Annotated in this window: 27 protein-coding genes; 16 read left to right on the top strand and 11 right to left on the bottom strand. The window is 66.5% G+C overall.

Annotated elements, in window-relative coordinates; translation table 11 throughout:
* The first annotated feature begins 38 nt into the window (after nucleotides 1–38).
* A complete protein-coding gene (locus tag VF34_RS19645; RefSeq protein ID WP_052061691.1) occupies nucleotides 39–1,385 on the top strand; it encodes a hypothetical protein in 1,347 nt (448 codons plus the stop codon).
* A 5-nt stretch (nucleotides 1,386–1,390) separates the two neighbouring features.
* Here the strand turns inward: VF34_RS19645 and VF34_RS19640 are convergent, their stop codons facing one another.
* Nucleotides 1,391–2,668, bottom strand: a complete 1,278-nt coding sequence (locus VF34_RS19640; protein WP_032372705.1) for a glycosyltransferase — start codon at nucleotides 2,666–2,668, stop codon at nucleotides 1,391–1,393.
* Between the two features lie 142 nt (nucleotides 2,669–2,810).
* Here VF34_RS19640 and VF34_RS19635 point away from each other — a divergent pair, with 142 nt between their 5' ends.
* The gene (locus VF34_RS19635) at nucleotides 2,811–4,184 is read left to right on the top strand and encodes a hypothetical protein (RefSeq protein ID WP_032372891.1); all 1,374 of its coding nucleotides are present in this window, start codon (nucleotides 2,811–2,813) and stop codon (nucleotides 4,182–4,184) included.
* A 115-nt stretch (nucleotides 4,185–4,299) separates the two neighbouring features.
* Nucleotides 4,300–4,743: a flavodoxin domain-containing protein gene (locus tag VF34_RS19630; RefSeq protein ID WP_027496480.1), complete on the top strand. Its 444-nt coding sequence runs from the start codon at nucleotides 4,300–4,302 to the stop codon at nucleotides 4,741–4,743.
* A gap of 15 nt (nucleotides 4,744–4,758) precedes the next feature.
* Here the strand turns inward: VF34_RS19630 and VF34_RS19625 are convergent, their stop codons facing one another.
* Genes VF34_RS19625 through VF34_RS19615 form a run of 3 tightly spaced genes read right to left on the bottom strand, consistent with a single transcriptional unit; the run spans nucleotide 4,759 to nucleotide 7,369 of the window.
* A complete protein-coding gene (locus VF34_RS19625; RefSeq protein WP_045841971.1) occupies nucleotides 4,759–5,436 on the bottom strand; it encodes a Maf family protein in 678 nt (225 codons plus the stop codon).
* A gap of 2 nt (nucleotides 5,437–5,438) precedes the next feature.
* Nucleotides 5,439–5,708: an acyl-CoA carboxylase epsilon subunit gene (locus VF34_RS19620; RefSeq protein ID WP_032372704.1), complete on the bottom strand. Its 270-nt coding sequence runs from the start codon at nucleotides 5,706–5,708 to the stop codon at nucleotides 5,439–5,441.
* Between the two features lie 20 nt (nucleotides 5,709–5,728).
* The gene (locus VF34_RS19615; protein ID WP_032372703.1) at nucleotides 5,729–7,369 is read right to left on the bottom strand and encodes an acyl-CoA carboxylase subunit beta; all 1,641 of its coding nucleotides are present in this window, start codon (nucleotides 7,367–7,369) and stop codon (nucleotides 5,729–5,731) included.
* A gap of 95 nt (nucleotides 7,370–7,464) precedes the next feature.
* Between VF34_RS19615 and VF34_RS19610 the strand changes: the two genes are divergently transcribed.
* The 4 genes from VF34_RS19610 to VF34_RS19595 are packed head-to-tail and all read left to right on the top strand — an operon-like array spanning nucleotide 7,465 to nucleotide 10,994.
* A complete protein-coding gene (locus VF34_RS19610; protein WP_032372888.1) occupies nucleotides 7,465–8,301 on the top strand; it encodes a biotin--[acetyl-CoA-carboxylase] ligase in 837 nt (278 codons plus the stop codon).
* A 47-nt stretch (nucleotides 8,302–8,348) separates the two neighbouring features.
* Nucleotides 8,349–8,948 (top strand): PH domain-containing protein, encoded by a 600-nt coding sequence (locus VF34_RS19605; protein WP_032372887.1) that lies wholly within the window; start codon nucleotides 8,349–8,351, stop codon nucleotides 8,946–8,948.
* A gap of 39 nt (nucleotides 8,949–8,987) precedes the next feature.
* Entirely contained in the window at nucleotides 8,988–9,668 is a 681-nt protein-coding gene (locus tag VF34_RS19600) for a response regulator transcription factor (protein WP_027496484.1), read from the top strand.
* Nucleotides 9,669–9,674: 6 nt separating this feature from the next.
* Nucleotides 9,675–10,994 carry a sensor histidine kinase gene (locus VF34_RS19595; protein WP_027496485.1) on the top strand — a complete coding sequence of 440 codons (1,320 nt, stop codon included), beginning with the start codon at nucleotides 9,675–9,677 and terminating at the stop codon, nucleotides 10,992–10,994.
* A 12-nt stretch (nucleotides 10,995–11,006) separates the two neighbouring features.
* On the opposite strand, the gene VF34_RS19590 is transcribed toward VF34_RS19595, so the two are convergent.
* Complete coding sequence (locus VF34_RS19590) at nucleotides 11,007–11,561, bottom strand: GtrA family protein (protein ID WP_032366285.1); 555 nt, start codon at nucleotides 11,559–11,561, stop codon at nucleotides 11,007–11,009.
* Between the two features lie 167 nt (nucleotides 11,562–11,728).
* Here VF34_RS19590 and VF34_RS19585 point away from each other — a divergent pair, with 167 nt between their 5' ends.
* The 3 genes from VF34_RS19585 to VF34_RS19575 are packed head-to-tail and all read left to right on the top strand — an operon-like array spanning nucleotide 11,729 to nucleotide 13,873.
* Entirely contained in the window at nucleotides 11,729–12,982 is a 1,254-nt protein-coding gene (locus VF34_RS19585; protein ID WP_027496486.1) for a 5-(carboxyamino)imidazole ribonucleotide synthase, read from the top strand.
* The gene (purE, locus tag VF34_RS19580) at nucleotides 12,975–13,487 is read left to right on the top strand and encodes a 5-(carboxyamino)imidazole ribonucleotide mutase (RefSeq protein WP_027496487.1); all 513 of its coding nucleotides are present in this window, start codon (nucleotides 12,975–12,977) and stop codon (nucleotides 13,485–13,487) included. The genes VF34_RS19585 and purE overlap by 8 nt, the downstream gene beginning before the upstream one ends.
* Complete coding sequence (locus VF34_RS19575) at nucleotides 13,484–13,873, top strand: hypothetical protein (RefSeq protein WP_032372702.1); 390 nt, start codon at nucleotides 13,484–13,486, stop codon at nucleotides 13,871–13,873. Before purE ends, VF34_RS19575 begins: the two co-directional genes overlap by 4 nt.
* Before the next feature lie 9 nt (nucleotides 13,874–13,882).
* Here VF34_RS19575 and VF34_RS19570 read toward each other — a convergent pair whose 3' ends face one another.
* Complete coding sequence (locus VF34_RS19570) at nucleotides 13,883–14,593, bottom strand: TIGR03089 family protein (protein WP_032372701.1); 711 nt, start codon at nucleotides 14,591–14,593, stop codon at nucleotides 13,883–13,885.
* Between the two features lie 55 nt (nucleotides 14,594–14,648).
* The gene (locus VF34_RS19565) at nucleotides 14,649–16,079 is read right to left on the bottom strand and encodes an LCP family protein (RefSeq protein ID WP_032372700.1); all 1,431 of its coding nucleotides are present in this window, start codon (nucleotides 16,077–16,079) and stop codon (nucleotides 14,649–14,651) included.
* Between the two features lie 195 nt (nucleotides 16,080–16,274).
* Here VF34_RS19565 and VF34_RS19560 point away from each other — a divergent pair, with 195 nt between their 5' ends.
* The 4 genes from VF34_RS19560 to VF34_RS19545 all read left to right on the top strand — a co-directional run bounded on the left by VF34_RS19560 (nucleotide 16,275) and on the right by VF34_RS19545 (nucleotide 19,444).
* The gene (locus VF34_RS19560; RefSeq protein WP_155288785.1) at nucleotides 16,275–16,415 is read left to right on the top strand and encodes a hypothetical protein; all 141 of its coding nucleotides are present in this window, start codon (nucleotides 16,275–16,277) and stop codon (nucleotides 16,413–16,415) included.
* A gap of 143 nt (nucleotides 16,416–16,558) precedes the next feature.
* The gene (gene rfbD, locus VF34_RS19555) at nucleotides 16,559–17,410 is read left to right on the top strand and encodes a dTDP-4-dehydrorhamnose reductase (protein ID WP_032372886.1); all 852 of its coding nucleotides are present in this window, start codon (nucleotides 16,559–16,561) and stop codon (nucleotides 17,408–17,410) included.
* Nucleotides 17,411–17,448: 38 nt separating this feature from the next.
* On the top strand, nucleotides 17,449–18,360 hold the full coding sequence (locus VF34_RS19550; RefSeq protein ID WP_027496493.1) for a glycosyltransferase family 2 protein: 912 nt from the start codon (nucleotides 17,449–17,451) through the stop codon (nucleotides 18,358–18,360).
* Nucleotides 18,350–19,444: a mannose-1-phosphate guanylyltransferase gene (locus VF34_RS19545; RefSeq protein ID WP_027496494.1), complete on the top strand. Its 1,095-nt coding sequence runs from the start codon at nucleotides 18,350–18,352 to the stop codon at nucleotides 19,442–19,444. The genes VF34_RS19550 and VF34_RS19545 overlap by 11 nt, the downstream gene beginning before the upstream one ends.
* A gap of 40 nt (nucleotides 19,445–19,484) precedes the next feature.
* Here the strand turns inward: VF34_RS19545 and VF34_RS19540 are convergent, their stop codons facing one another.
* From VF34_RS19540 to cofD, 3 genes are read right to left on the bottom strand one after another with little or no spacing between them, the layout of a single operon-like run.
* On the bottom strand, nucleotides 19,485–20,033 hold the full coding sequence (locus VF34_RS19540; RefSeq protein WP_027496495.1) for an NUDIX hydrolase: 549 nt from the start codon (nucleotides 20,031–20,033) through the stop codon (nucleotides 19,485–19,487).
* 6 nt (nucleotides 20,034–20,039) lie between these two features.
* Nucleotides 20,040–21,392: a coenzyme F420-0:L-glutamate ligase gene (locus VF34_RS19535; protein ID WP_045841970.1), complete on the bottom strand. Its 1,353-nt coding sequence runs from the start codon at nucleotides 21,390–21,392 to the stop codon at nucleotides 20,040–20,042.
* Between the two features lie 23 nt (nucleotides 21,393–21,415).
* The gene (cofD, locus tag VF34_RS19530; protein WP_032372698.1) at nucleotides 21,416–22,405 is read right to left on the bottom strand and encodes a 2-phospho-L-lactate transferase; all 990 of its coding nucleotides are present in this window, start codon (nucleotides 22,403–22,405) and stop codon (nucleotides 21,416–21,418) included.
* 778 nt (nucleotides 22,406–23,183) lie between these two features.
* On the opposite strand from cofD, the gene VF34_RS19525 reads away from it, so the two are divergent.
* Nucleotides 23,184–23,417: a WhiB family transcriptional regulator gene (locus VF34_RS19525; protein ID WP_027496498.1), complete on the top strand. Its 234-nt coding sequence runs from the start codon at nucleotides 23,184–23,186 to the stop codon at nucleotides 23,415–23,417.
* Between the two features lie 43 nt (nucleotides 23,418–23,460).
* On the opposite strand, the gene VF34_RS19520 is transcribed toward VF34_RS19525, so the two are convergent.
* The gene (locus VF34_RS19520; protein WP_027496499.1) at nucleotides 23,461–23,946 is read right to left on the bottom strand and encodes a metallopeptidase family protein; all 486 of its coding nucleotides are present in this window, start codon (nucleotides 23,944–23,946) and stop codon (nucleotides 23,461–23,463) included.
* 72 nt (nucleotides 23,947–24,018) lie between these two features.
* Here VF34_RS19520 and VF34_RS19515 point away from each other — a divergent pair, with 72 nt between their 5' ends.
* Nucleotides 24,019–24,429: a DUF3499 domain-containing protein gene (locus VF34_RS19515; protein ID WP_027496500.1), complete on the top strand. Its 411-nt coding sequence runs from the start codon at nucleotides 24,019–24,021 to the stop codon at nucleotides 24,427–24,429.
* Nucleotides 24,430–24,611 lie beyond the last annotated feature (182 nt).

Below are 24,611 nucleotides of genomic sequence, written 5' to 3'. Positions count from 1 at the left end.
CCACCTTCCCGTTTCTTTCGATGTAGTAGGTTCGGCGCGTGACTCGAATTGGATTTGCCGATCACCTTTTCTTGCGAATGCACCACGGCATCGGATTTCCCGTCTACAACCAGTTCCTGTGGTGGTTCGATGATGTCGTGCAGCGAGAAGACCTGGAAAGACTGCGTGACAACCTGTCCGACGGTCTGCTTGCACGCAGGGTGGTGGCATCGGCAATTCCGACGGCCCGAGATCGGTGGGTGCCGTCGGCCGCCTCTCATTCACTGGATTTTCATCCAGAATTCACAGACCCCTCGATGGTGCGGCAATGGGCGGACGGCCGGATCGATCCCGATATCGACCCCGAGACCGGATTGGGTTGGCAACTCGCGGCGACGAGACTGAGCGACGGCGGCATGGTGCTGTCGTTGGTCGCCTCGCACATGGTCGCCGACGGTGGCGCCTTGATCGCTGCATTCCGTGCGGCGAACTCCGACTCCGTCGCGTCCCGTGTCTCCTCCGCCCCGGGCGGCCTCGAGGCCCTCGCTTCCGACTTCGGTGACGCCGTCGAGCAAATTCGGTCCGCGGGTGGATGGCTGGTGAACGCGGCGGTGCAGGCTCTGCCTCTGTCCGGACGCTCCGAGCCTGCCGGTGCCACCCAGTCGAGGCCGAAACCACACCGGGCAGCACCCGAGCGAGCGGCTGCGGCGGACTGGACATCCCCGCACGTGGTTGCCGAGGTGGACGCCGATGCATGGCGATCGACCGCGGAACGCTGGGGAGGAACATCCAATTCGCTGTTCGTGGCGGTCCTGACTGCTGCGTCCGGACTCGCCGGCCGTGCTTCGGTGGGAGACACGGTGCAGTGGTCCCTGCCCGTCAGTGATCGCGGCGACGCATCCGACACACGGTCCAACGCCACCAAGATCGTCAAGATCGACGTGCCGATCGCCGACCCGACCGATCTGGACCTCCGCCCGATCCGCGCCGCCAGTAAATCGGCCTTCACGGCTTTCGCCGCTGCTCAGGCCGCCGGTGCCGCTCCGGGCGGCCTGTCCCAGGCACTGGTTCAAATGCTGCCCGACGCGGTGGTCGCACGAGTGCCGCAGCCCCGCGACGGTGCCGAAGGGCTGGCGTCGAACCTCGGTTCTCTTCCCGACGACTTCACGACGGTGGCGGGGATCGCTGCCCGAGCGGTGTCCGGTCGAGCGACGTTCGCCGGAGCCGACGCCGACTTCGCTCGTTCGCTCGACGGCGGTCTGACCGCATGGTCGAGCGAGACCGGCACCAGTGTGACCGTGACCGTCCACGCCATGGACCCCGACCGATGCCCGGACGAGCACATACTGCGTGAACACCTGACCGAGGCGCTTCGGAGATGGGGACTCTCGGCACGCTTCTGGTGAGTGGGTCAGCGGTCGCGCGCTGCTGCTTCGGTGATGTCGGCGGCAGCGGCCGTCGCCGTTCGAGCAGGCGTCATCGTATCGGCAAGCGCTCGCGCGGCCAGCCGGGCGTCTTCGGTCATGAGATCGGAAATGCCCTGCTGTAGAACGGATTCGGTCAACGTCGAGAACTTCGTGCTCGACCCGGCTCCTACGCGCCGCAGCGCCGATCCCCAGAACGGTTGGTCGGCGCTGAACCAGCACACCAGGGTCGGCAGCCCGGCTCGTGCCGAGGCTGCAGTCGTCCCGGCGCCGCCGTGATGAACCGCGGCCAGGCAGCGCGGAAAGACCGTCGCGTGATCGACCGATTTCACGACGAAGACGTTCGGGTTCGATCGATGGACGGCTGAATCGGACTCCAGCAGATCGCTCCAGCCCGCGCAGACCAGGGCGCGCACGCCCAGTCGATCGGTGACGTTGTCGATCATGCGCATCAGTGCAGCCGGTTCGGGCACCGGCATGCTGCCGAAGCCGAAATACACTGGCGCAGTATCTGCGTCGAGCCATCGGCGCAACGCGGGATCCGTCTCGGTGACTCCGTCGACCAGGCCGATGAAGCCGACGAACGGGCGTAGCGGGCCCCACTGTCGGGCAAGCCCGGGGAACAGCGCCGATTCGTAGGCCTGAATCTCGATACCGCCGTAGCGCGCCGACCTCACGGGCGTCGACTCCGTGGTGGGAGGCAAACCCAGTGATGCCCTCTGCGCGTTGTCGCGCTTCTTCATCGACTTCCAGCGCAGTGCCTCGAGGGCCGCCCACATCGACCGATTGACGACGGCAGGTAGGTTCACGCCCGGTGTGATCGACACTGCATCGTTGCGCCTGAGGGGGCAGTAGTGCAGGGACACAAACGCTGTGCCGTGCGCTTCGGCCACGTTCAGAGCCATCTCCTGACCGAGCGAGCCGGTGACGATTCCGTCGCACCCTGCCGCCATTCGGTTCAGCTCGGACGTCATGTCGTCCCAGCCGTGATGAGCCAGCTCGGACAGCGCAGCAAAGCGGGTCCGCGGGTTTCGAGACTTGATACGCACTCTGACCAGATCGGACTCCAACAGCTGCTGCGTGTCGGGCCCGAACGGCTGAACCTCGATGCGTTCGGAGGATGCCGTGGCAGCAGACACGACATCGGTGAGATTGGGTGGGGCACCGAACAGCACGTCGTGCCCGCGCTCTGCGAGTTCGAGCCCGAGAGCGATACCGGGGGTCACGTCGCCTCGGCTTCCGTTGAACGGCATCACGAACTTCACAGGCGCACTCGCAGACGTGTCGGCGTGGGGAAGAGCCCCAACCTATCAGCACCGGCCGAACCGAGCCGATACGAAAACATATGGCGAGAAACACATTTGCGGCCGTTCCACCTACGTGGGCGGGCAGGGATAGTCTCTCGTGGTGGAGAGATTGACGTACGACGACGACCTGTTCCTGCGCATGGAGTGCGTACTCGGAGTGCCGGTGGTCAATCAGATCGTGTGGCGGTTCGACTCGGACGTCCCGCTCGACGCACTCGGATCCATGTGGCAGTTGCTTGCTACCGGCCCGTTGGATCGCTCCGTACGACGCTCGGCGGTGCCCGGTGCCCGGGACGGCTGGATCACGGCGCGCACGCCCGCCGACCCGGTCGTCATCGGACACGCGATCGCCCGGGACGGCATCGATCTGTGGATCGAGAACGAGGCAGCGGTGACGCTGGACCCCATCGACGGACCTGCGTGGCGTTTGTCGGCGACCTCGGTCGACGGCGGCGGCATGGTGGTCTCTCTCGTCGGATCGCACGTGGTCGGTGACGGCGGTGCCCTGACCTCTGCGGCGGCGGCAGCTCTCGCCGGTCGGGCGACTCCGGACGACTTCGTTCGCGGCGGGCTCGACCACGTTCCCCCGCGGTCGTCGGTACGTGCCGACATCGCGGACGGCGTCGGACAGATCGGTGCGGCATTGTCCGGGGTGGCGCGAGCGCTCGGACGTACGGCAGTGGACGCGGTACGTTCGCGAACCTCGTCCGACGAGGTAGCAGCGGGCTCCACGGCACCCGGCCCGACGCCGAGCCGTGCTCGGGCCGTCACCGCGGCGCGAGAAGGCAAGTGGGTACCGAGCACGGTGGTCGTCGACTGCGCATCGGGGGACTGGGCCGCGGCCGCAGCGAGCAGGGGCGGGAGCTCGAACAGTCTCCTTGTCGCGGTCGTGCTCGGCATTCTCACCGCGAGTGGACGCGTCGGTCCGCAGGACCGGGTAAGGGTGGCCCTTCCTGTCAGCACCCGAACACCCGGAGACAGTCGCGCCAACGCGACGTCCGGGGTGTCCATTCACGTCGACGGGGGACAGGGCTACCGCGACGATCTGACGGCCATCCGCGCATCGAGCAAGCAGGCGTTCACCGACCAGGCCGACAGTACGATGACATCGGTGTTCGAGCTGCTCAAACCACTGATGCAGGTGTTGCCCGACGTCGTCGTCGCCAAGCTGGCGGCATCGGGCTCGGCACCGCTGTGCCTGTGCTCGAACCTCGGCGATCGGGGCACGCGACTGCGCACCATCGGAGGCGTCGACGCCGCGGCAGTGGCGATGCGGTCGATCACCCAGAACACCGATGTGGCGTTGCTCCGTCGCACCGCCGGCGGGGTCAGTGCCTGGTGGAACGACTCGGGTGACCGCGCGACGCTGTGCGTCACCGGTCTCGACCCGGACGCGTTCCCCAGCAAGGAGCACCTGCGTGGGCTGGTCGAGGCCGAGTACACGAACTGGGGCCTGACTCCCGAATTCTGGTGACCTCGAGACAAATCACAACATCGGGCGTACGCGGATTTTCGGCGGGATCCCCGGTACGGCTATGCTTTTGCGACTGTTCGAGTGTTCGAGCGCATGTGAGAAAGGGGAGCGATCCATGGCAGTGGTCGTGTTGTTCGGGTCCGAGACCGGTACGGCCGAGGAGGTCGCCGACAAGATCGCGGACGTGCTCGGTGATCACGATGCCGAGGTGCGAGACATGCTCGAGTACGAGGTCTCCGACATCGACACGGACGACTTCCACGTCGTCATCTGCTCCACCTACGGTGACGGAGAGCTCCCCACCGGCGCGGAGCCGTTCTACGAGGCACTCGTCGAGGATGCCCCCGACCTCGCAGGACTGCAGTTCGCAGTCTTCGGTCTGGGAGACAAGGTATACGAGGACACCTTCAACCGCGGCGGCGAGATCATCGCCGAAAAGCTCACCGAGCTCGGTGCGAAGCAGGTCGGCACCCACGCTCGGCACGACAGCTCGTCGAACATCAAGCCCAAGGCAATGGCCGAGGACTGGGCTCGCGAGCTGATCGATCTGTTGCCCTGAGGTAGGTCTCGCCGGTCAGATCCCGATCGGGTCGTCCGGCGAGCCGTCCCAGAGGTCGGCAAGCGACGTACCCACCCGCTCGAGAAGAGTACGAACCAGCGGCAAGCCGATGCCGATCACCGACGAGGGATCACCCTCGATGCTGTCGACGAACCAGCCGCCGAGACCGTCGAGCGTGAAAGCTCCCGCAACCTGCAGAGGTTCGCCGGACGCCAGATACGCGTCGAGATCGACTGCAGACGGGGTTGCGAAACGAATCGTCGTCGAGCTGTGCGCTGCAGCCTGCGCCACCACGACTCCGGCGGTCACTCGCAGAACGGCATGACCGGTCAACAGCGCCCCGGTCGACCCGGCCATGGTCCGCCAACGCTCACGGGCCACCTCGACGGTGTGCGGTTTACCGTGCAGCTCACCGGCAATCGACAGCATCGAATCACACCCGACGATCACCAGATCCGCCGAAGAATCCGAGAACGTCTCGGCGACTGCGGCGGCCTTGGCCCGCGCAAGTTCGGTGACCACGGTGGCGGCGGACGCGGACGGCCCCAGTTCGGCCGTCACCGCGTCCTCGTCGACTCCCGACACCCGGACGATCGGCTCCACGCCGGCACTACGAAGAACCCCGAGGCGAGCAGGTGACGCCGACGCCAGAACGAGTCGTACCGAATCGGCCCGGGTCGTCCCGGGCGGCACCGTCACCGCGAGTATCGGCCCGACGCGGCGTACGAATACGCCGACTGCGCCGCGAAGCCGCGATGCATCGACGACGGTGCACCCCACAATTCCCGAGGCCGGGAATCCGCGCTCGATGCCGAATCGTTCTGCGCCGCAGTCAACACCGCCACCAAAGCCGCCACGTCCTCGTCGTCCGGATTGCCCTTGACGACCCGAATTGCCGCGGACATGCCTGAATCGGCAACGGCCTGACCGTCGTTCACGACGTCATGCTTTGATTCGCCGCTCACTGCGTCATGCTTCGCTTCGCTCATAGTGGGATGTTTCCGTGTTTCTTCGGGGGCAGGGTCACTTGTTTGCGTTCGAGCAGCCGCAACGCGGTCACGATCTGCCCGCGGGTGTGACTGGGCGGGATGACCGCATCGAGATATCCACGTTCGGCAGCGACGTACGGGTTGACCAGCGTGTCCTCGTACTGCTGCTGCAACGTCAGCCGCAACGCATCGACGTCCTCACCGTTCTTCGCGGCCTCGAGCAACTGCTTGCGGTAGACGAACCCGACCGCACCCGAGGCCCCCATCACCGCGATCTGCGCCGTCGGCCACGCCAAATTGACGTCGGCACCCATGTGCTTGGAGCCCATCACGTCGTACGCCCCGCCATAGGCTTTACGGGTGATGACGGTGATCTTCCCGACCGTCGCCTCCCCGTAGGCATACAACAACTTCGCTCCACGCCGGATGATGCCGTTGTATTCCTGGCCCGTCCCGGGCAGGAACCCCGGCACATCGACCAACGTGATGATCGGAACGTTGAAACAATCACAGGTGCGGACGAACCGGGCTGCTTTCTCCGAGGCATCGATATCCAACGTGCCGGCGAACTGTGTGGGCTGATTGGCCACGATCCCCACCGACCGGCCGTCGATCCGCCCGAACCCGACGATGATGTTGCGGGCCCGACCCTCCTGGACTTCGAGGAATTCGTCGTCGTCGAGGATCCGGCGGATCACCTCGTGCATGTCGTACGGAGTGTTCGGCGAATCCGGAATCAGAGTGTCGAGTTCGAGGTCCTCCGCCGTCAACGAATCCTCGATCGCCCCGACGATCGGATCCGACGCCACCGTCCGCGGGGCATCGGCCCGATTGTTCGACGGCAAATACGACAGGAGGTCGCGGACGTAGTCGAGGGCGTCCTGCTCCCCGGACGCGACGTAGTGCGCGACACCGGACTTCTCCATGTGGGTGTGCGCGCCACCGAGCTCTTCCATCGTCACGTTCTCCCCGGTGACGGTCTTGATGACATCGGGGCCGGTGACGAACATCTGACTGGTGCCATCGACCATGACCACGAAATCGGTCAGGGCGGGTGAGTAGACGTGTCCGCCGGCGGCGGGGCCCATGATCAGCGAGATCTGTGGGATCACCCCGGATGCGCGGACGTTGCGGTGGAAGATCTCCCCGTACAACCCGAGGGAGACCACCCCTTCCTGGATGCGGGCCCCGGCGCCTTCGTTGATGCCCACCAACGGCCGTCCGGTCTTGATCGCCAGGTCCATCACCTTGACGATCTTCTCGCCGTAGATCTCCCCCAAACTGCCGCCGAAGACGGTCGCGTCCTGGGAGAACACGCACACATCACGGCCGTCGACGGTGCCGTAGCCGGTGACGACACCGTCACCGAAGGGGCGATTGTCCCCCAACCCGAAATTCTGTGATCGGTGCCGCGCCAACGCATCGAGTTCGACGAACGAGCCCTCGTCGAGCAGGGCGGTGATCCGCTCCCGCGCGGTCAACTTGCCCTTCGCGTGGACCCGCTCCACCGCCGCCTCACCCGACGGCATCTCCGCAGCCCCCAGACGTTTACGAAGATCGGCCAATTTACCCGCAGTGGTATGGATATCGGGTGCATCTGCCGACCCGGGTGCAGTGGAATCCTGGACGCTGGTCATGGGGCAACACTTTAACTGCGAGTGTGATCTGCGCCCCGACCGAGGGTGGTTCACGAGCCGACGTCGGTTGGCGCCGAACCCATATGCTGGTGGTCATGTGGACCAATCTGGATCGCCCACCGCTCGACGTCCGCGCACTCCGTCGAGCCTTGGTGGACGGACCGCAGGCCTCGTGGTCTCGGGTGGACGTGGTGACCGAGACCGGTTCGACCAATGCTGACCTCGTCGCTGCGGCGGCAGACCGTGCGGACCGGACGGCCTTGATCGCCGAACATCAGGGAAGCGGGCGGGGTAGGCACTCGCGTCCGTTCTCCGGTGCTCCGCGATCGCAGATATTGCTGTCGATGCTGCTGAAGTTCCCGGGGATCGACCCGGCGGTGCTGGGTTGGCTGCCGCTGATGACCGGCGTGGCTCTGGTCGATGCGCTGCGTACCGTGGCCGAGGTCGATGCGCGGTTGAAGTGGCCGAACGACGTTCTGATCGGCGGTAGGAAGGTCTCGGGCATTCTGGCCGAAGTAGCCGCCCATGGGCCGAGTCCGACGGTGGTCATCGGCCTGGGAGTGAACGTCTCGATGACCGAGGCCGAGCTCCCGGTGCCCACGGCGACGTCACTCGCGCTCGAACAGGCCGCGGTGCTCGATCGAGACACCCTGGTGCGTGCGATTCTGCGCGGGGTGGCCGCCGAGGTGGATTCGTGGCGGGATGCGCACTGGGATACCGAGGCGCTGGCGCACCGATACAGAGATCGGTGCGGCACCATCGGACAGCGAGTGCGTGTCGACCTGCCCGGCGGCGAGCACGAAGTGGGAACCGCTGTCGATGTGGACGAACACGGCCGGATCGTGATCGAGGTCGAACGTGCAGGCTCCGCATCGCCCTCGGTTCTCGCGGTGGCCGCCGGCGACGTCACTCATCTCCGACCTGTCTCGTGAGACCATCTTCACCCGGGCAGATCCGGCGCGAATAGTCAGGAGTGCACGTGGGTTACCCACAGGATGCGTTGGCCGACGAGGAAGAGCTATTGCTTCACCGTCACCCGCATTGGAAGATGTTGATCCTGCCGTCGATCACGTTCGTGCTCGCCACGGGTCTCGCCGGCGTCGCCCTCGGTGTCGCAGGTGCCCGACTCGAATCCACGGCCGCCGATGTGGCCACGATCGCCGCGCTGGTGGTGTGGGCAGCGATCGTCGGGTGGCGATGCCTGGTTCCGTTCGTGAGCTGGAAGTGCACTCACTTCATCGTCACCGATCGTCGGGTCCTCGTTCGGCAGGGTGTGCTCACGCATTCCGGAATCGACATCCCCATGAGCCGCATCAGCAACGTGCAATTTCGACACGGGCTGCTGGACAGGATGCTCGGTACCGGCACCCTGATCATCGCGTCGGCGTCGGACGACCCACTCGAGTTCGACGACATTCCGCAGGTGCAACGCGTCCATTCGTTGCTCTACCAGCAAGTATTCGACTCCATGGACTTTCGTCGCGAGTCCGTTCACGATCGGGACCGAGCATTCGAGCCGATGGCCGACGATGCACCGGCCGAGTCCAAGCCCGGTTGGCGCGCGGGGAAACGCAGGTAACACAGGCTGTTCTCATATTCGAACCGTAGGGTTGCCGACGTGACCGATGTTCTGCTTGCCGAAGACGACGAAGCTATCGCCGCACCCCTCTCCCGTGCCCTCGGGCGCGAGGGCTACACCGTGACCGTCGAACAGACCGGGCCGGCCACGCTACAGCGTGCTCTCGACGGCAAATTCGACTTGCTGATCCTGGACCTGGGGCTGCCCGGAATGGACGGCCTCGAAGTGTGCCGTCAGGTCCGCGCCAACCGGTCCGAGGTGGCCGTGTTGATGCTCACCGCGCGCACGGACGAGGTCGACTTCGTCGTCGGCCTCGACGCCGGTGCCGACGACTATGTGGGCAAGCCGTTCCGGCTCGCCGAGCTGATGGCTCGGGTTCGAGCGCTCCTGCGTCGACGCGGTGCCGGCGAGGACGTTCCGATCGAGGTCGGTGCCATTCGCCTCGAACCGGCCGCCCGACGGGTGCTCGTCGGAGGTACCGAGATCTCGCTGGCCAACAAGGAATACGAGTTGCTCAAGGTGCTGCTCGATCACGCCGGTCAGGTGGTCTCGCGGGAGGTGATCCTGCGCGAGGTGTGGGGCGACGCGGAGTTGCGCGGATCCAAGACACTCGACATGCACATGTCCTGGTTGCGCCGCAAGATCGGCGACGAAGGACCGGTGGCGGAGCGTCGCATCGCGACCGTTCGCGGTGTCGGATTCCGCATCAACAGCGACTAGTCGTCGATGCGGCGTCGAATCCTGGTCTCCATTCTCGCTGTCGTCATCATGACGGCCCTGCTGCTCGGGCTGCCGCTGATGTACACGGCCTGGCTGTGGGTCGAGGACTTCACTCGAAACGATCTGCAGGCGCGCCTCGACCGAATGGCCGCGGAGATCATCTCGCAAGAGGGGTCGGCCGGCCTGATCGAGGGTCAACTCGACATCGGTTCGCTGCGTCTGGCGATTCCGCAGGGTGGCCGCCTCGTCGTCATCTATCCGACGCCGGAGGACGCCGCGTCCCGTGCCGACATCGGCCAGGCATCCGTCCCCCGGCCACTCGTCGAATCGTTGTCGATGGGGACCTCGGGATCACTGCGACTAGAAGTACCGTCCGACGACATGCGTTCACTGCAGCGGCAGGCTCTCGGCGCGGTGACTCTGGTGGTCCTGGCGTCCGCGCTGGCAGGAACCGTGGTGGCCGTGCTCACCGCCAAGCGACTGGCCGATCCGTTGCAGGACGTCGCGCGGCGGGCCGCCCGACTGGCCGAGGGCGACTTTCGGCCGGATCCGCGTCGGCACGGCATTGCCGAGCTGGACCGGGTGTCGGAGGTTCTCGACTCGGCCACAGTCGAGATCGCCGGGCGGCTGCAGCGCGAACACACGTTGGTTGCCGACGTCTCGCATCAACTTCGTAGCCGCCTGACCGCCGTTCGGCTGCGATTGGACGAGATCTCCACCCATCCGGACCCCGCGGTGGTCGACGAGGCGAACGAGGCGATGGATCAGGTCGATCGGTTGACCCTGGCCATCGACGAACTCGTCCGCTCCTCCCGCAGCGACGGCGCCGCCGATGCGCACGAGGTATCGGTCATCGAGGAACTGACCGGCACGGTGGTCGAATGGCAGCGAAATTTCGACGATGCAGGTCGGAGTCTGGTGCTCAAGGGCGACGCCGACCTCCAGGCGTCGGTGACCGGCTCGCGTCTGCGCGAGGCCGTGTCGGTACTGGTCGACAACTCTCTGGTGCACGGCGACGGTGCCTGCACGGTTGCAGTGCGCGCCGTGTCCGCCGCCGAGGGGACCGACCGGCGGCGAGAGAAACTGGTCTGTGTCGAGGTGTCCGACGAGGGTCCAGGGGTGAGCAACGAACTGGCACCCCACATCTTCGACCGCGGATTCTCCGGAGCCGGTTCGACCGGAGTCGGTCTCGCGCTGGCCCGGGCCCTGATCGAGGCCGACGGCGGACGGTTGGAACTACAGCGCAGACGACCGGCACTGTTCTCGGTGTTCCTGCCCGCTCGGCGCGAATCGTCGCCCGCGCTCTCGCGGCGCGAACCACGCTGACCGAACTGGGGGTCAGTCGAGCGCGTTCGATGCGTCGGTCGGATCCCCGTTGCGCTCGGCGTCCACTTCCAGGATGGTGCGCGCGTTGTCCTCGGGAAAAGCGAAGCGACGCAGCGCCCAGAAGCGGAACGCCATCTGGAGCAGGTTGCCGATGATGTAGTTCAGCACGAAGTCGATGACGACCACCATCGTCAGCGACTCGTTGGTGTCGCGGATGTCGAAGATGTTGTTCGCGATCCACAGCGGACCGGCGGCGATGAGCACTCCAATGCCGCTGATGGCGAAGAAGAGAAGCGCTTCGTGGTGGCGTTCGCGCCCGCCGCGGTGCTTGAAGGCCCACTCACGGTTGAGGAAATAGCTGAGCAGGGTGGCGAGCACGCCCGAGATGATCTTCGCGATCACCGGCTTCTGCTCGAGCACCGTCAGGCTCAGCGAGTAGAAGATGACGAGGTCGAACACCATCGTCGTACCGCCCACGATGGCGAACTTGATCAACTCGCTGTGCCGGATCGCAAGGTCCCTGATGGGCTTGGGTAAGCGCTGAAGCACGCTGTCGATCGTCGGCACAACGGTGAAGTCTACGAAACGAACGCCCGATCCGGCGAACCGACGCTCTGTTCATCAGCGTTTCCACAGTCTCGACGACAGTGTTTCCACGTTCTTCGCGACAACGACGACCGCCGTGCGACTGCCGGTTCGGCCCGAACCGGCAGGACATGACACCATGGTGAGCCGTGACAGGTACCGAACCGCGCCCCACCGCTGCGCGCCCGTCGTCGACCGGAATGCCCGTCGTGACGATGATCGGCGGAGGTCAGCTGGCCCGCATGACCCATCAGTCGGCCATCGAACTCGGCCAAACGCTGCGCGTGCTCGCCGCGGGCGCAGACGAGCCGGCGGCTCAGGTGAGCCCCGACGTCGTGTTCGGGCTGCACGACGACCTCGATGCGCTGCGCACGGCCGCGACCGGATCCAACGCCCTGACCTTCGACCACGAGCACGTGCCGACCGAGCACCTCGAGACCCTGGTCGCCGAGGGCGTCAACGTCCAGCCGCCACCGAGCGCGCTGATCTTCGCGCAGGACAAACTGCGCATGCGTCGAAAGCTCGAAGAGCTGGGGGCACCCGGACCGGCGTACGCGGAGGTGTCGTGGGCGCAGGACGCCATTGCGTTCGGTGACGAACACGGGTGGCCGGTTGTCCTCAAAGCGGTCCGCGGCGGCTACGACGGCCGCGGTGTCTGGATGCCCGCCGACGCCGAGGAAGCCGAGGAGATCGTCACTGCCCAGCTCGACCTCGGTGTGCCGCTCATGGTCGAGGAGAAGGTCGCCATGCGCCGCGAGTTGTCGGCGATGGTCGCGCGATCGCCGTTCGGTCAGGGTGCTGCGTGGCCCGTCGTACAGACCGTGCAACGACACGGACAATGCGCGGTGGTTCTGGCCCCGGCTCCCGACCTGGACGAGGACGTCGCCACGTACGCCGGTCGGCTGGCGCTCGATATCGCGGGTGCCCTCGGCGTCGTCGGAGACCTCGCGGTCGAGCTGTTCGAGACCACCTCGGGCAAGCTTCTGGTGAACGAGCTGGCCATGCGGCCGCACAACTCCGGTCACTGGACCATGGACGGCTGCCGCACCTCGCAGTTCGAGCAGCATCTGCGTGCGGTGCTGGACTACCCGCTGGGTGACACCGATCCACTGGCACCGTTGACGGTGATGGCGAACATCCTGGGTGCGCCCGAAGCGCCGGAGATGACGATGGACGAACGCCTGCATCACCTGTTCGCGCGCATGCCCGACGCCAAGGTGCACCTGTACGGCAAGACCGAGCGGAAAGACCGAAAGATCGGCCACGTGAACATTCTGGGCGCGAGGTCCGGATCGCTCGGCGACCCGGCCTACGTGGCGGCCGTACGTGAACGAGCCGAACGTGCAGCGCATTGGATGTCGCACGCCGAATGGACCGACGGATGGGACCCGCATCATGACTGACGAATCCGGTACCGCCGTCGTAGGCCTGATCATGGGCAGCGATTCCGACTGGCCGACGATGGAGGCCGCTGCAGAAGCCTTGGCCGAGTTCGGTATTCGGTTCGAGGTCGGTGTCGTCTCGGCCCACCGAACCCCGCAGCGGATGCTCGACTATGCCCGCGAGGCCGCCGGTCGTGGCATCAAGGTGATCATCGCCGGTGCCGGGGGAGCGGCGCACCTGCCCGGCATGGTGGCGTCGGCGACGCCATTGCCGGTCATCGGGGTGCCGGTACCGCTGAAGTACCTCGACGGTATGGATTCGCTGCTCTCGATAGTGCAGATGCCCGCCGGCGTTCCCGTGGCCACGGTGTCCATCGGCGGTGCCCGCAACGCGGGGCTGCTCGCTGTACGGATTCTGGGTGCGTCCGATCCTGTTCTGCAGCAGCGGATGTCGGCCTTCCAGGCCTCTCTCGAGGCCATGGTGCTGGACAAGGACGCAGCACTGCGAACCACGCTGCTGGGATGAGTGCCGCGGCGTCGCGGCGCGAGCAGATTCGACGAGCCGGCCGCGGCAAGTGGCAGTCGGTGTCGGTGACCCGGCTGGCACTGCGCTACGCGCAGCTGTGGGGCGGAACGGCGCGTTTCGACGACGAGTTCTCGATCTTCGTGTGTTCCGGCCTGCGCGGCGGATTCGGCCGCGGCGGAACCACATTCGGTGGGGCCTACCTGACGGCGAACAACACCGCCCGTCGGGTGCTGCGGCACGAGGCGATTCACGCCGACCAGTGGGCGAGGTTCGGGCTGACCTTTCCGTTCCGCTACCTCGTCGAGGAAGCGCGTCACCGCGGCAGCGCCAATCGGTTCGAGATCGAAGCGGGACTCGCGGACGGCGGCTACCGCCCGACCGGATGAGGAGACAAGTCAGTCGAGGGTCGTCGTGACCTTTTCGGTGTCGATGCGTCGTTCCTTCTTGCTCTCGTCGGAGTTGGCCACCTGTACCAACGACGCTCCGGCCGCGAGCACCGAGAGCAGTCCGTCGATCAACTCGTCGGCGTTGGTCCAGGATGCACTGGACAACACTCGATCCGCGGCCGAAAGAGAACGGGCCTCGGCGCGTTCTCTCGCTGCGGCGAGTACGTCGTCCACTGAGCGGCCGTCCAATGCCGCGGCCCCGGATCCCGTTGCCCTGAATTGGTCACCGTGTACGCGAACCGAGGTGGCGTAGTCGGTCATCCCGAGGGGCAGATCGGGGACTGCCTTGCCGAAGGCATCGAGCGAGAGCGCCAGAACTTCGTCGACGTCGGGCGCGTCGTCGAGGCGGTCGCCGTACACCAGCGCGAGATCCGCGGAGTCGTCGGCACCGAGCACCACCTCGCCGCCGGTCCACCAGATTCCCAGAAGTACGGCAGCGGTCTGCCAGTGCGCCGGCAACAGCACGCACACGCGCGCGCCCTGATCGAGTGCGAACTCGTCACGGAGCAGGTTGGCAGTCTTGGCCGCCCAATTCGCCAGTGTCACGGCGGACACCTCGACCCGCTCGCCGGTGGCATCGTCGTAGTACGTGATGCGGGGACCGGCCGGGTCTGCCGCCAGGATCGGCTCGAGCAGGGTTTGAGTCAGGTTCGAAGCCACACCACGACCCTAGTCGACGCCGACCCGCCCCGACCTCCGCGCGGCGTTCGTACTGTCAGTTCACGCACATGGGGCCGGTGGAACCCGCGTCGATCGGTGCCGCAGGTTCCTCGGGGACTGCTGTACCTGCTTCGGGCGCCACGGTTTCGGCCGTCGCGGCCTGTCCCGAGCCGGGGCCGGCGTAGTCGTCGGCGAGGACGACCCGGACGGCATCGGCCGGCATGGTGTCGTCGGCGGTGATCTGCAGGCCACCGAGTGCTGCCGACACGGCGCGAGCGGCGTCGCTGTCCACGTCGGCGGTCTGGATGCGGCTCGTGGAGATGGACGAGCCCTCGTAGTTGCCGATGGCGCCACCGACGTACCCGAGGGCCGTCAATGATCCGGCCACACCGTTGGCCAGACCTTCGATACCGCTGTCGTTCGCGACGTCCACCGTCACCGTCGACGGATCGACGGCCGGCGCATCCGAATTCTCGGCGTTGGTCTCGGCGGAGTTCCCGTCCTCGAGTAACCCGGCGACGTATTTCTTCACTGCTGCCGGGTCGACCTGCACGATGGATTCGCCGTAGTCGGTCGTCGCATTGATGTCGACCGCGGGAATGGTCTCGAACTTGACCTTGCCACCGGCGAGATCCTGCAGGCGAGTGGCGAACTGCAGGATGTCCCAGTCCGAATCGAGGGTGACCGACCGCTGCACCGCGGTACTGAGCTGACCGAGCTTGCTCGGATTGCTCAACGTCCTGGCGCTGAGCACACTGCGTACGAGGGAGGCCATGAAGACTTGCTGGCGCACGATCCGGTCCAGGTCACCGCGGGGCAGATCGTGTCGTTGCCGGACGAAACTCAGCGCCTGCGAACCGGACAGGTTCTGCTCACCGGCGGCGAAGTTCGCACCCGACAGCGGCTCCTGCACCGGATTGTTCAGGCATACCGCTACTCCGCCGACGGCGTCGGTCAGCAGAACGAAACCGAGCAGACCGACCTCTGCGTAGTGATCGACCGTGATACCGGTGAGATTGGCAACCGAATCGATCAGCGCTTCGCGTCCGGCCTCGGTGGCCTGCGGTTCGGCGTCGGCATCGGAGACTCCCTGCTCGACCAGTTCGAGCCGTTTGTTCTCCTTGGTCGCTCCGTACGCGGCGTTGATCTTGGACATTCCGATCCCGGGCACCTCGACGTACGAGTCGCGCGGGATGGAGATGGCAGTGGCCGACGAGCCGTCGTTCGGGACGCGGATCAACACGATCGTGTCCGTGTTCGACGCAACTTCCTCACCTGCGTTGAGCGAGGCGAGTTCTTCCGGTGAGAGCGCGTTGCCGTGGGCGTCGGTGCGGCTGTCGGTGCCGACCATCAGGATGTCGACCGCGCCGTCCGCTGCGCCGCCCAGACCGAGGCCACCCGCAGTGGCGATGTTCGACCGCAGACTGTCCACACTGCGCCACGCGAAGCCGGTCACCAACAGGACGAGTACCGACAACACGGCCACCGCAACGTGCGTCGCCGGCCAGCGACCGCCTGCGCCCGGTCGGCGGGGTGCCTCGCCTGAGTCCGGTCGTCGGTCGTCGCCTCGGGGCCCACGCTGCGGTCGTCGTGTACGGCCGGCCGTGGTTCGTCGTGCGTCGCCGGCCGCGCCGCCTCGGCGATGCACGTCCGGTTCGCCGTCTGCGGAGGGACGTACAGGGTGATCCTGGGAGTCGCGCCCGCGGGATGCACGAGGGTCGGTGTCACGGCCGCGTCGCTCGCCGCGCAGGCCGTCGCCGTCGGCTCGCCGCGAGGTGCGCCGGTGTGGTGGGGGCGTGCGCTCACCTCCGTGCGTGCCTGAATCTCGTGGCACCTTCGACCCTTTCCTCGTTTCCGGCAGGCATGGACACCCACCGACAGACGTTCACTCCCCCCGACTCGAAGGTTACTGGCGATCGGCCGCGCTCTCGCCGAACCGACCGCGGCGTGCCACACTTGGCAACCGTGAATGCGATCGTGGTGACCGGTGCACACGGCCAGTTGGGCCGAAGGGTGGTCTCGCTCGCCGCCGAGCGTTATTCCGACGTCGAGGTGCACGGCTATTCGTCCGCCGACCTGGACATCACCGACCCCGATGCCGTCGACGCCGTGGTGACTGCGGGTGCGACCGTCGTCAACTGCGCCGCGTACACCGCCGTCGATGCCGCCGAAACCGACGAGTCCAGGGCGATGGCCGTCAATGCCGACGGTCCTCGAAATCTCGCGCGGGCGTGCGGGCGTGTCGGTGCCCGACTGATTCACATTTCCACCGACTATGTGTTCGACGGCACAGCGGCCGAGCCGTACGACGTCGACGCGGCGACCGCGCCGAAGTCCGTGTACGGACGCACCAAGTTGGCCGGGGAAACGGCGGTGCGTGAGGAACTCCCCGAGGCCGTCATCGTGCGCACCGCATGGGTCTACGACAACACCGGCAAGAACTTCGTCACCACGATGCGAAGACTCGAAGGCGAGCGGGAGACCGTCTCGGTGGTCGACGACCAGATCGGATCGCCCACCTTCGCCCTGGACCTGGCCGCCGGTCTGCTCGAGATCGAAGCCGACGGGACGGTGACCGGCCGGACTCTTCACTTCACCAACGCCGGGCAGGCGAGCTGGTACGACCTCGCGCGGGCAGTGTTCTCGGGAATCGGTGCCGACCCCGACCGGGTGCGACCGTGTTCGAGCGCGGAGTACGTCGTCCCGGCACCTCGGCCCGCATACTCGGTGCTGTCACCGAATGCGTGGTCGGCAGCCGGGCTCGGTGCGCCCCGCCCCTGGTCCGAGGCTCTGACGGCGGCTCTTGCTCGGTCGTGATGCGGGATCGATGCTCGCCTCGGGCTAGTCTTGCCCGCGTGAGTTCCGACCTGGCCGTGGTGACGGTGACCTATTCCCCCGGCGAATACCTCGAGCAATTTCTGACGTCTCTACGCGAGGCCACGACTCGGCCCGTGCGAGTCATCATGGCCGACAACGGGTCGGTCGACGGCACTCCGGAAGCTGCCGAGGCGGCGTTCGCGGAAGCAGAATTGCTGCGTACCGGCGCCAACATCGGCTACGGCGCTGCCGTCAATCGGGCGATCGCCGCGGTCGACCCCGAGGTCGAATTCGTCGTGGTCGCCAACCCGGATGTCAGGTGGCACCCCGGGTCCCTGGACGGATTGCTCGACGCCGCGGCGCGATGGCCGCGCGCAGGTTCGCTGGGCCCACTCATTCGTGAGCCGGACGGGTCGCGATACCCGTCCGCGCGATCGGTGCCCGATCTGACGTCCGGGGCCGGCCACGCAATTCTGGGCAAGCTCTGGCCGACCAATCCGTGGACTCGGCGATACCGCCAGGAGAACGAGACGGTGTCCGAGCGGCCGGTGGGATGGCTGTCGGGATCATGCCTGTTGCTTCGCCGCGCGGCGTTCGACTCCATCGACGGGTTCGATTCGCGCTACTTCATGTACATGGAGGACGTGGACCTCGGCGACCGGCTCGGTAGGGCGGGTTGGCAGAACGTCTACGTACCCGAGGTCGAGGTCACGCACTCGAAAGGCCATGCGGCAGGACGGCATCCGGAAGTGATGCTGCCCGCACACCACACCAGCGCCTACCGATTCCAGGCCGACAGACACGACCGGGTGTGGCAGGCTCCACTACGATGGGCGCTGCGCGCGGGTCTCGGTCTTCGCTCGAAGGTCGTTGTGACCTCGGCGCTTCGGGCCCGAGCTCGTGAAGAACGACCGTCGGACGAGAGAACAGAGGCTGGACATGTCGGATAGTTCCCCATCGGTCGCCGCACGGACGGATGCAGTGATCTTGGTCGGCGGCAAGGGAACTCGACTGCGCCCGTTGACTCTGTCGGCACCGAAGCCGATGCTCCCGACTGCAGGACTCCCGTTTCTCACCCACCTGCTGGCCAGGATCAAGGCTGCGGGCATCGAACACGTGGTTCTCGGAACGTCGTTCAAAGCCGAAGTGTTCGAGCAACATTTCGGCGACGGGTCGGCGTTGGGCATCGAACTCGAGTACGTGTTCGAGACCGAGCCCATGGGCACCGGCGGCGGAATCCGAAACGTGTTGCCGCGACTGCGGGCGGACAACGTCATGGTGTTCAACGGTGACGTGTTGGGTGGTACCGATCTGACAGCAGTGCTCGATACGCACCGCACGACCGACGCGGACGTGACGTTGCATCTCGTTCGGGTCGGCGATCCCCGAGCGTTCGGTTGTGTCCCGACCGACGAGAACGGCCGAGTCACCGCATTTCTGGAGAAGACCCAGGATCCGCCCACTGACCAGATCAACGCCGGTTGCTACGTGTTCAAGCGTGAGATCATCGAGTCCATCGCAGCCGACCGGCCGGTGTCGGTGGAGCGAGAGGTGTTCCCCGCCTTGCTCGCCGAGAACAAGAAGGTCTACGGGCACGTCGACAGTGCGTACTGGCGCGACATGGGTACGCCGGAGGATTTCGTCAAGGGATCGGCCGACCTGGTTCGCGGGATTGCGCCGTCGCCCGCACTGCACGGAGATCGCGGTGAGTCCTTGGTTCACCCCGGAGCGGGCGTCGCGCCGGGCGCACTGCTGATCGGTGGAACCGTCGTCGGGCGTGGTGCCGAGATCGGCGCAGGCGCTCGTCTCGACGGCGCGGTGGTGTTCGACGGTGCGATCGTCGAAGCAGGGGCCGTGGTCGAACGGTCCATCCTGGGATTCGGAGCCCGCATCGGACCGCGCGCACTCGTGCGTGACGCCGTCATCGGTGACGGTGCCGATATCGGAGCTCGGTGCGAGTTGCTGCGTGGGGCACGGGTATGGCCCGGAGTGAAGCTGCCCGACGGGGGAGTGCGCTTCTCCACCGACGTCTGATCGCCGTCCCGAGGGGCCGAGCGGGGCCGACCCGGGCCGATCAGCGATGCGCGGCGAGCGCGACGAGATGGTCGATGGTCTCGCGCTCGGCCGAATCGGGTAGTTCGTCCACCGGCCACCAACGCAGGTCCGTCGATTCCTCGCTGCGCACGGCGCGCGCGCCGTCCGGGGCGCGCACCAGGAACCGCAGGTCCAGGTGCCGGGTCGGCTTACCCAGCGAGCACGTGATCGGGTGAGTGTGCGCCGAGAGCAACTCGGGATCGATCGACAGATCGGCAATTCCGGATTCTTCGGTCGCCTCGCGCAGCGCTGCGGCGACGACCGTCTCGTCCTCGGGTTCGCAGTGACCGCCCAGCTGAATCCACCGGCCCACCCGGGGATGCAGGGTCAACAGAACGTGCCGTCCCGACGCGTCGAGTACCAGCGACGACGCCGTGATGTGGCCGGCCTCGTTGGCGCGAAGACACGCGTCGGGATTGCTGTGCAGAAAGGCGATCACGGTGTGCCGAAGGGATTCGTCCCTGGAGTCGGTCGGTGCCCAACGATCGAGTGTCTCGGCCGCGGACTGCCACAGTGAGGAAGCGGACATCGTCGGTCAGAGCTCCACCAGCGAAGACCCGGGCGCGGCCGGATCTCGTACCGTCAGCGGTTCGCTGGGGTGTCCGATTGCGATGGCCCCCAATGCTTTCCAGTCCGCACGCAAGCCGAGCTCGGCGCGGACGGTATCGGCGGCGAAGATCGTCGAACCGATCCAGCAGCTACCGAGATCGCGAACGGCCAGGGCGACGAGCAAACCCTGAACGGCGGCACCGACCGCCACGGTGAATATGGTGTCCTCCGCTGCCCGACGCCTCTCGTCGGGATAGGTGTGCGCCCCGTCCGGCACACAGAACGGAATCACGATTTCCGGCGCATCGAACAGAATGTCACCGCGGCTCAGCCTGGCGGCGATGCGGTCCTCGGTCAGTCCGTCGCCGGCCAGATCGGCTCGCCACTGCTCCCGCATGGTCTCGAGCAGTCGTCGACGCACCGCGGGCGTTCTGATCCAGACGAATCTGACGGGGTGGGTGTGATGCGGGGCGGGGGCGGTGAGGGCGTCCGCGACGGCGTCACGAATCGAATCCGGGTCGACTGCGTCGGGGGAGAACGATCGAACCGACCGCCGGCGGAGCAGGGCCTCGCGTCGACCACGTTCGAGCGCCTCGGCGGTTCCCAGCCAGAACAGATCGTCTTCGCCGCCGCGCAGCAGGGTGGCGGCGGTGGAGCCGTCGTCGACCGGTGACAGGCCGCGGACGACGGCTATCGGAACGCCACCCAGCTTGCCCTTCACGAGATCGCCTGCCGCAGCGAGCTCGTCGGCGATGGCGACTTCGGTGACGATCAGTTCGTTGCCCTGGCCGTCTTCTGCCCCGGCGTATCGATGGACGACCGCCAGGCCGGCAGACCCGATCGCGGCATCGGTCTGACCGATCCGCCAGGCCCGGCCCATCGTGTCGGTGATCACGACAGCCACGGTGACTCCGGCCGACTCGTGCAGTGCTCGCCGAAGAGTCGCCGCGCTGGCGTCGGGATTCTCCGGGAGCAGCGCCAGTTCGCTGCCGTCGACGTTGGACCCGTCGATACCCGACGCGGCTTGCACGATGCCGAGGCGGTTCTCGGTGATGAGTGTCCGGCCTTTTCGGGCGACGACGCGAACGGCCTCCTGATCGACGAGGACCCGGCGGGCTGCGTCCCGCTCCTCGGGGTCCTGCGGTGCGGGCACCAGACGTCCCTCGACCTTGGAGACGATCTTGCTGGTGACCACGAGGACGTCTCCGTCGCGCAGCCAGGGCGCTCGGTCGACGATTGCTGCGGCGAGATCGTCGCCCGGACGAAACTCGGGAAGTCCCGTGACCGGCAGGATTTCGATCGATCCGCCCGGTGCGTGGTCACCGGGAGCCTCCGGCATCGATGCCACCTCGCGTGGGGCGGTCACAGTTCGAGTCCGGCTGCGCGCAGGGCGGTGCGGGCCATCACCGCTGTGGTCTCCGGGTCGGTCATCAGCAACGGAATCGACTGCACGTCGACTCCGTCGACCACCGCCGAGTCGGTGCTGTGCACCAGCCAGGCGTCGAGAATGCCGGTGCCGCTTCGGCTTCCGTAGAGGCGGCCGACGGCCTCGGCCGTCGTGTCGACGCCGATGACCGACAGGCACTCGTCTGCCATGCCGCGCAACGGTTTACCGTCCACCACCGGGGACAGGCCGACGACCTTGGCGGCGGTGGTGCGCAGTGCGCCGCGGATGCCGGGTACGGCAAGAATTGCGCCGACACTGACCACCGGGTTGGACGGGGCCAGGATCACCGCGTCGGCCTCGGCGATCGCTTCGGCGACTCCCGGTGCGGCAGTGGCCTGTTCGGCACCGATATGAGCGAAACTGTGCGTGGGAATCTGCGCGCGGTAGCGAACCCACCACTCCTGGAAGTGGATTGCACGTTGCTGCTCGCCGCTGGGGTCGTCGGGGTCGGTGACCACGACGTGTGTTTCCGAGCGGTCGTCGGTGACCGGCAGCAATCGGACCCCGGGCTGCCATCGGTTGCACAGTGCCTCGGTGACGGCCGACAGCGGAAATCCGGTGCGCAGCATGCGACTGCGGATCAAGTGCGTGGCGATGTCCCTGTCGCCGAGGCCGAACCAGTCGGGATCTGCTCCGTAGGCGGCCAACTCGTCGCGGGCGTTCCATGTCTCCGCGACCCGGCCCCAGCCTCGCTCGGTGTCGATTCCGTTTCCGAGGGTGTACATGCACGTGTCGAGATCCGGGCAGATGCGAAGGCCGTGCATCCAGACGTCGTCGCCGACGTTGACCACCGCCGTGATCTCGTTCTCGGGTTCGTCGCCGAGAAGGGAGTCGCCGAACAGGGATTTGAGCCCCTGGAGGAACCGCGCGCCACCGACGCCACCGACCAGAACAGTAACTTTCACAACATGCGAGCCTAGTGCGGTTGCCGCCCGCCCGGGTGAGCGCCCACCCGGACCGTCCGCGGGGCCGGGATCCGAGCCCGAGAACCGCCGCGACACGCACGGGACGCGCTCCGATTCGGGGAGACAGCCGATTTCGGGCATGGGATGGTATTGGATTTGTGCGATCGGCTTGACCGCGACACACCTGTACGTGTCTAATCACAGGTATGTCATTCAGCGTTCGCGGCACGAGTTCGACTGCAGCGAACCTGGTTTCGAACACTCGTTCCCTTCCTGTTCGTCCCTGAGTGGACGTGGAGTAGAGGTCGAGAGTTGGACGGGTGGAGAGCCGGCTCGGACGTACCAGCTCGATCGAATACCGGCGCGGGGCAAGGTATTCGAGATTACGAGGACCGAAAGTATCTGCGCTACCACAGGTGAGGAGGCGGAAGCGATGTATGACCAGCACGTGACACGTGATCAGCGGGGCGGACCCACTGCACACCTCAGCGCTGTCGACGACGCGCCGCAAACCGAGTCCGATTCCGGCGTGGATTCGAGCGTCTCCGTCGACGCCGGTTCTGCGTACGTGACCCCGTCGAACGATGCAGTCGACGGAGAACCCTCGAGTGACGCCGTGCAAATCGATCAGGACATCGACAGCCCTGATGTCGACAGCCCGGATGTCGACGACGTCGATAACGACGACTCGGACAACGACGCCGATTCGATGCCGTTCGTGGCCGAATCGGTTCCACCCGCCAAGCCGTTCCTCAGTCTTGTGGCGGGTTTCGACGAGATGTTCGAGGAGATCGAGGATCAGTGGCAGGAGCGCGCCCTGTGCGCTCAGACCGATCCCGAAGCCTTCTTTCCCGAAAAGGGCGGCTCCACCCGCGAAGCGAAGCGAATCTGCCTCGGCTGCGAGGTCAAGGACGAGTGCCTCGAATATGCTCTCGCCAACGACGAGCGATTCGGAATCTGGGGCGGACTGTCCGAGCGTGAGCGTCGTCGGCTCAAGCGCGGGATCGGCTGAGCCGAACGCGCTCAGGGGGATCCACCCACGAGCCGACGCTACATCACGGCTCGGCGCTGGCGGGGTCCACCTCGTCGGGATCGATCCCCAAATACGTCGCTACCTGCTCGACCAGGACCTCGAACAGTAGGTCCTCCAAATCTTCCGGATGCTTGGCGCGCCGCTCGAGCGGACGCCGGAACAGCACCACACGGGCGCGTGTCGTCTCTCCGCGCTTGTCGATCCCTGCGGGGACCAGTCGCGACAGGGGTACCGGTCCTTCTGCGACCACCTCGGGCGGCCACGTGACCGATTCGGGGTCCAACGCCCTGATCTTGGGCACGTCGTCGACGGCGATGTCGAGCTTCGAGAGCTTGTCGTGCCACCGGTGGTCGATGCGCGCGAACGCGTCGAGTACCAGCCGGTCGAACTTCTCTGCACGTGATCGCCGGGCAGGTAGGTCCTCGGGCAGCACCGGTCCGCGGATGCCGCGGCCGTGCCGCGCAACGGACCGCGACGTGATCCTGCGCGCGGAAGAGAACTGAGGCATGGGGGCAGGTTATCGCGACTGTCCGGTGTGTCGGTCGTTCGGTCGGTTGCACGTACCGGATACTCTGCACTCGTGAGATCACTGCGTGGCTGCTGCAGGCCTGGTTGCAACCGTTCTGCCGTTGCGACGCTCACATATGTCTACTCCGACTCCACTGCGGTCGTCGGTCCGCTGGCCACCGTGGACGAGCCGCACTCCTGGGACCTGTGCGAGGTCCATGCCTCGACGACCACGGCACCCAAGGGCTGGGAGCTCGTGCGGTACGAGGGTGGTTACTCGACATCGACCCCCGACGAGGACGATCTGACCGCGCTGGCCGAGGCCGTACGCGAAGCCGGCCGGGGAGACCGGACGCGCTCCGAGGAGCGAGACAGCGGTGACCGGTCGCCCGCCCGCCACCAGGACACCGAGCGACGGGCCACGCCTGCCGTCCGAACCGGCCGACGCGGACACCTCAGAGTTCTACCCGATCCCACGTCCTAGACCCCCTGCGAAGAACGCCGCGGCGGGGCTATGCGCTGCGTCCGCCCGAACGAACGACGGGTCGACTGGCCCGCCCACCGGGCGTCTGGCAAGGTTTGCACCAGTACCGAAACGGACAAGCCGGTCTGCCGAGCTTCGGTGTTGATCGCCCCGTACCCAACGCTGGATGTCCGACGCCGGAC

This window comes from Rhodococcus sp. PML026, assembly GCF_000963615.1.
Classification (GTDB): domain Bacteria; phylum Actinomycetota; class Actinomycetes; order Mycobacteriales; family Mycobacteriaceae; genus Rhodococcoides; species Rhodococcoides fascians.
This window is presented reverse-complemented; position numbering and strand designations above follow the sequence as displayed.

What these genes read in the sequence shown, in the direction of transcription:
- VF34_RS19545 (WP_027496494.1), top strand. Translation starts at nt 18,350, where the DNA reads ATGTCGGATAGTTCCCCATCGGTCGCCGCACGGACGGATGCAGTGATC.
- VF34_RS19540 (WP_027496495.1), bottom strand. Translation starts at nt 20,033, where the DNA reads ATGTCCGCTTCCTCACTGTGGCAGTCCGCGGCCGAGACACTCGATCGT.
- VF34_RS19595 (WP_027496485.1), top strand. Translation starts at nt 9,675, where the DNA reads ATGCGGCGTCGAATCCTGGTCTCCATTCTCGCTGTCGTCATCATGACG.
- VF34_RS19610 (WP_032372888.1), top strand. Translation starts at nt 7,465, where the DNA reads ATGTGGACCAATCTGGATCGCCCACCGCTCGACGTCCGCGCACTCCGT.
- VF34_RS19630 (WP_027496480.1), top strand. Translation starts at nt 4,300, where the DNA reads ATGGCAGTGGTCGTGTTGTTCGGGTCCGAGACCGGTACGGCCGAGGAG.
- VF34_RS19615 (WP_032372703.1), bottom strand. Translation starts at nt 7,369, where the DNA reads ATGACCAGCGTCCAGGATTCCACTGCACCCGGGTCGGCAGATGCACCC.
- VF34_RS19525 (WP_027496498.1), top strand. Translation starts at nt 23,184, where the DNA reads ATGTTCGAGGAGATCGAGGATCAGTGGCAGGAGCGCGCCCTGTGCGCT.
- VF34_RS19535 (WP_045841970.1), bottom strand. Translation starts at nt 21,392, where the DNA reads ATGCCGGAGGCTCCCGGTGACCACGCACCGGGCGGATCGATCGAAATC.
- VF34_RS19520 (WP_027496499.1), bottom strand. Translation starts at nt 23,946, where the DNA reads ATGCCTCAGTTCTCTTCCGCGCGCAGGATCACGTCGCGGTCCGTTGCG.
- VF34_RS19575 (WP_032372702.1), top strand. Translation starts at nt 13,484, where the DNA reads ATGAGTGCCGCGGCGTCGCGGCGCGAGCAGATTCGACGAGCCGGCCGC.
- purE (WP_027496487.1), top strand. Translation starts at nt 12,975, where the DNA reads ATGACTGACGAATCCGGTACCGCCGTCGTAGGCCTGATCATGGGCAGC.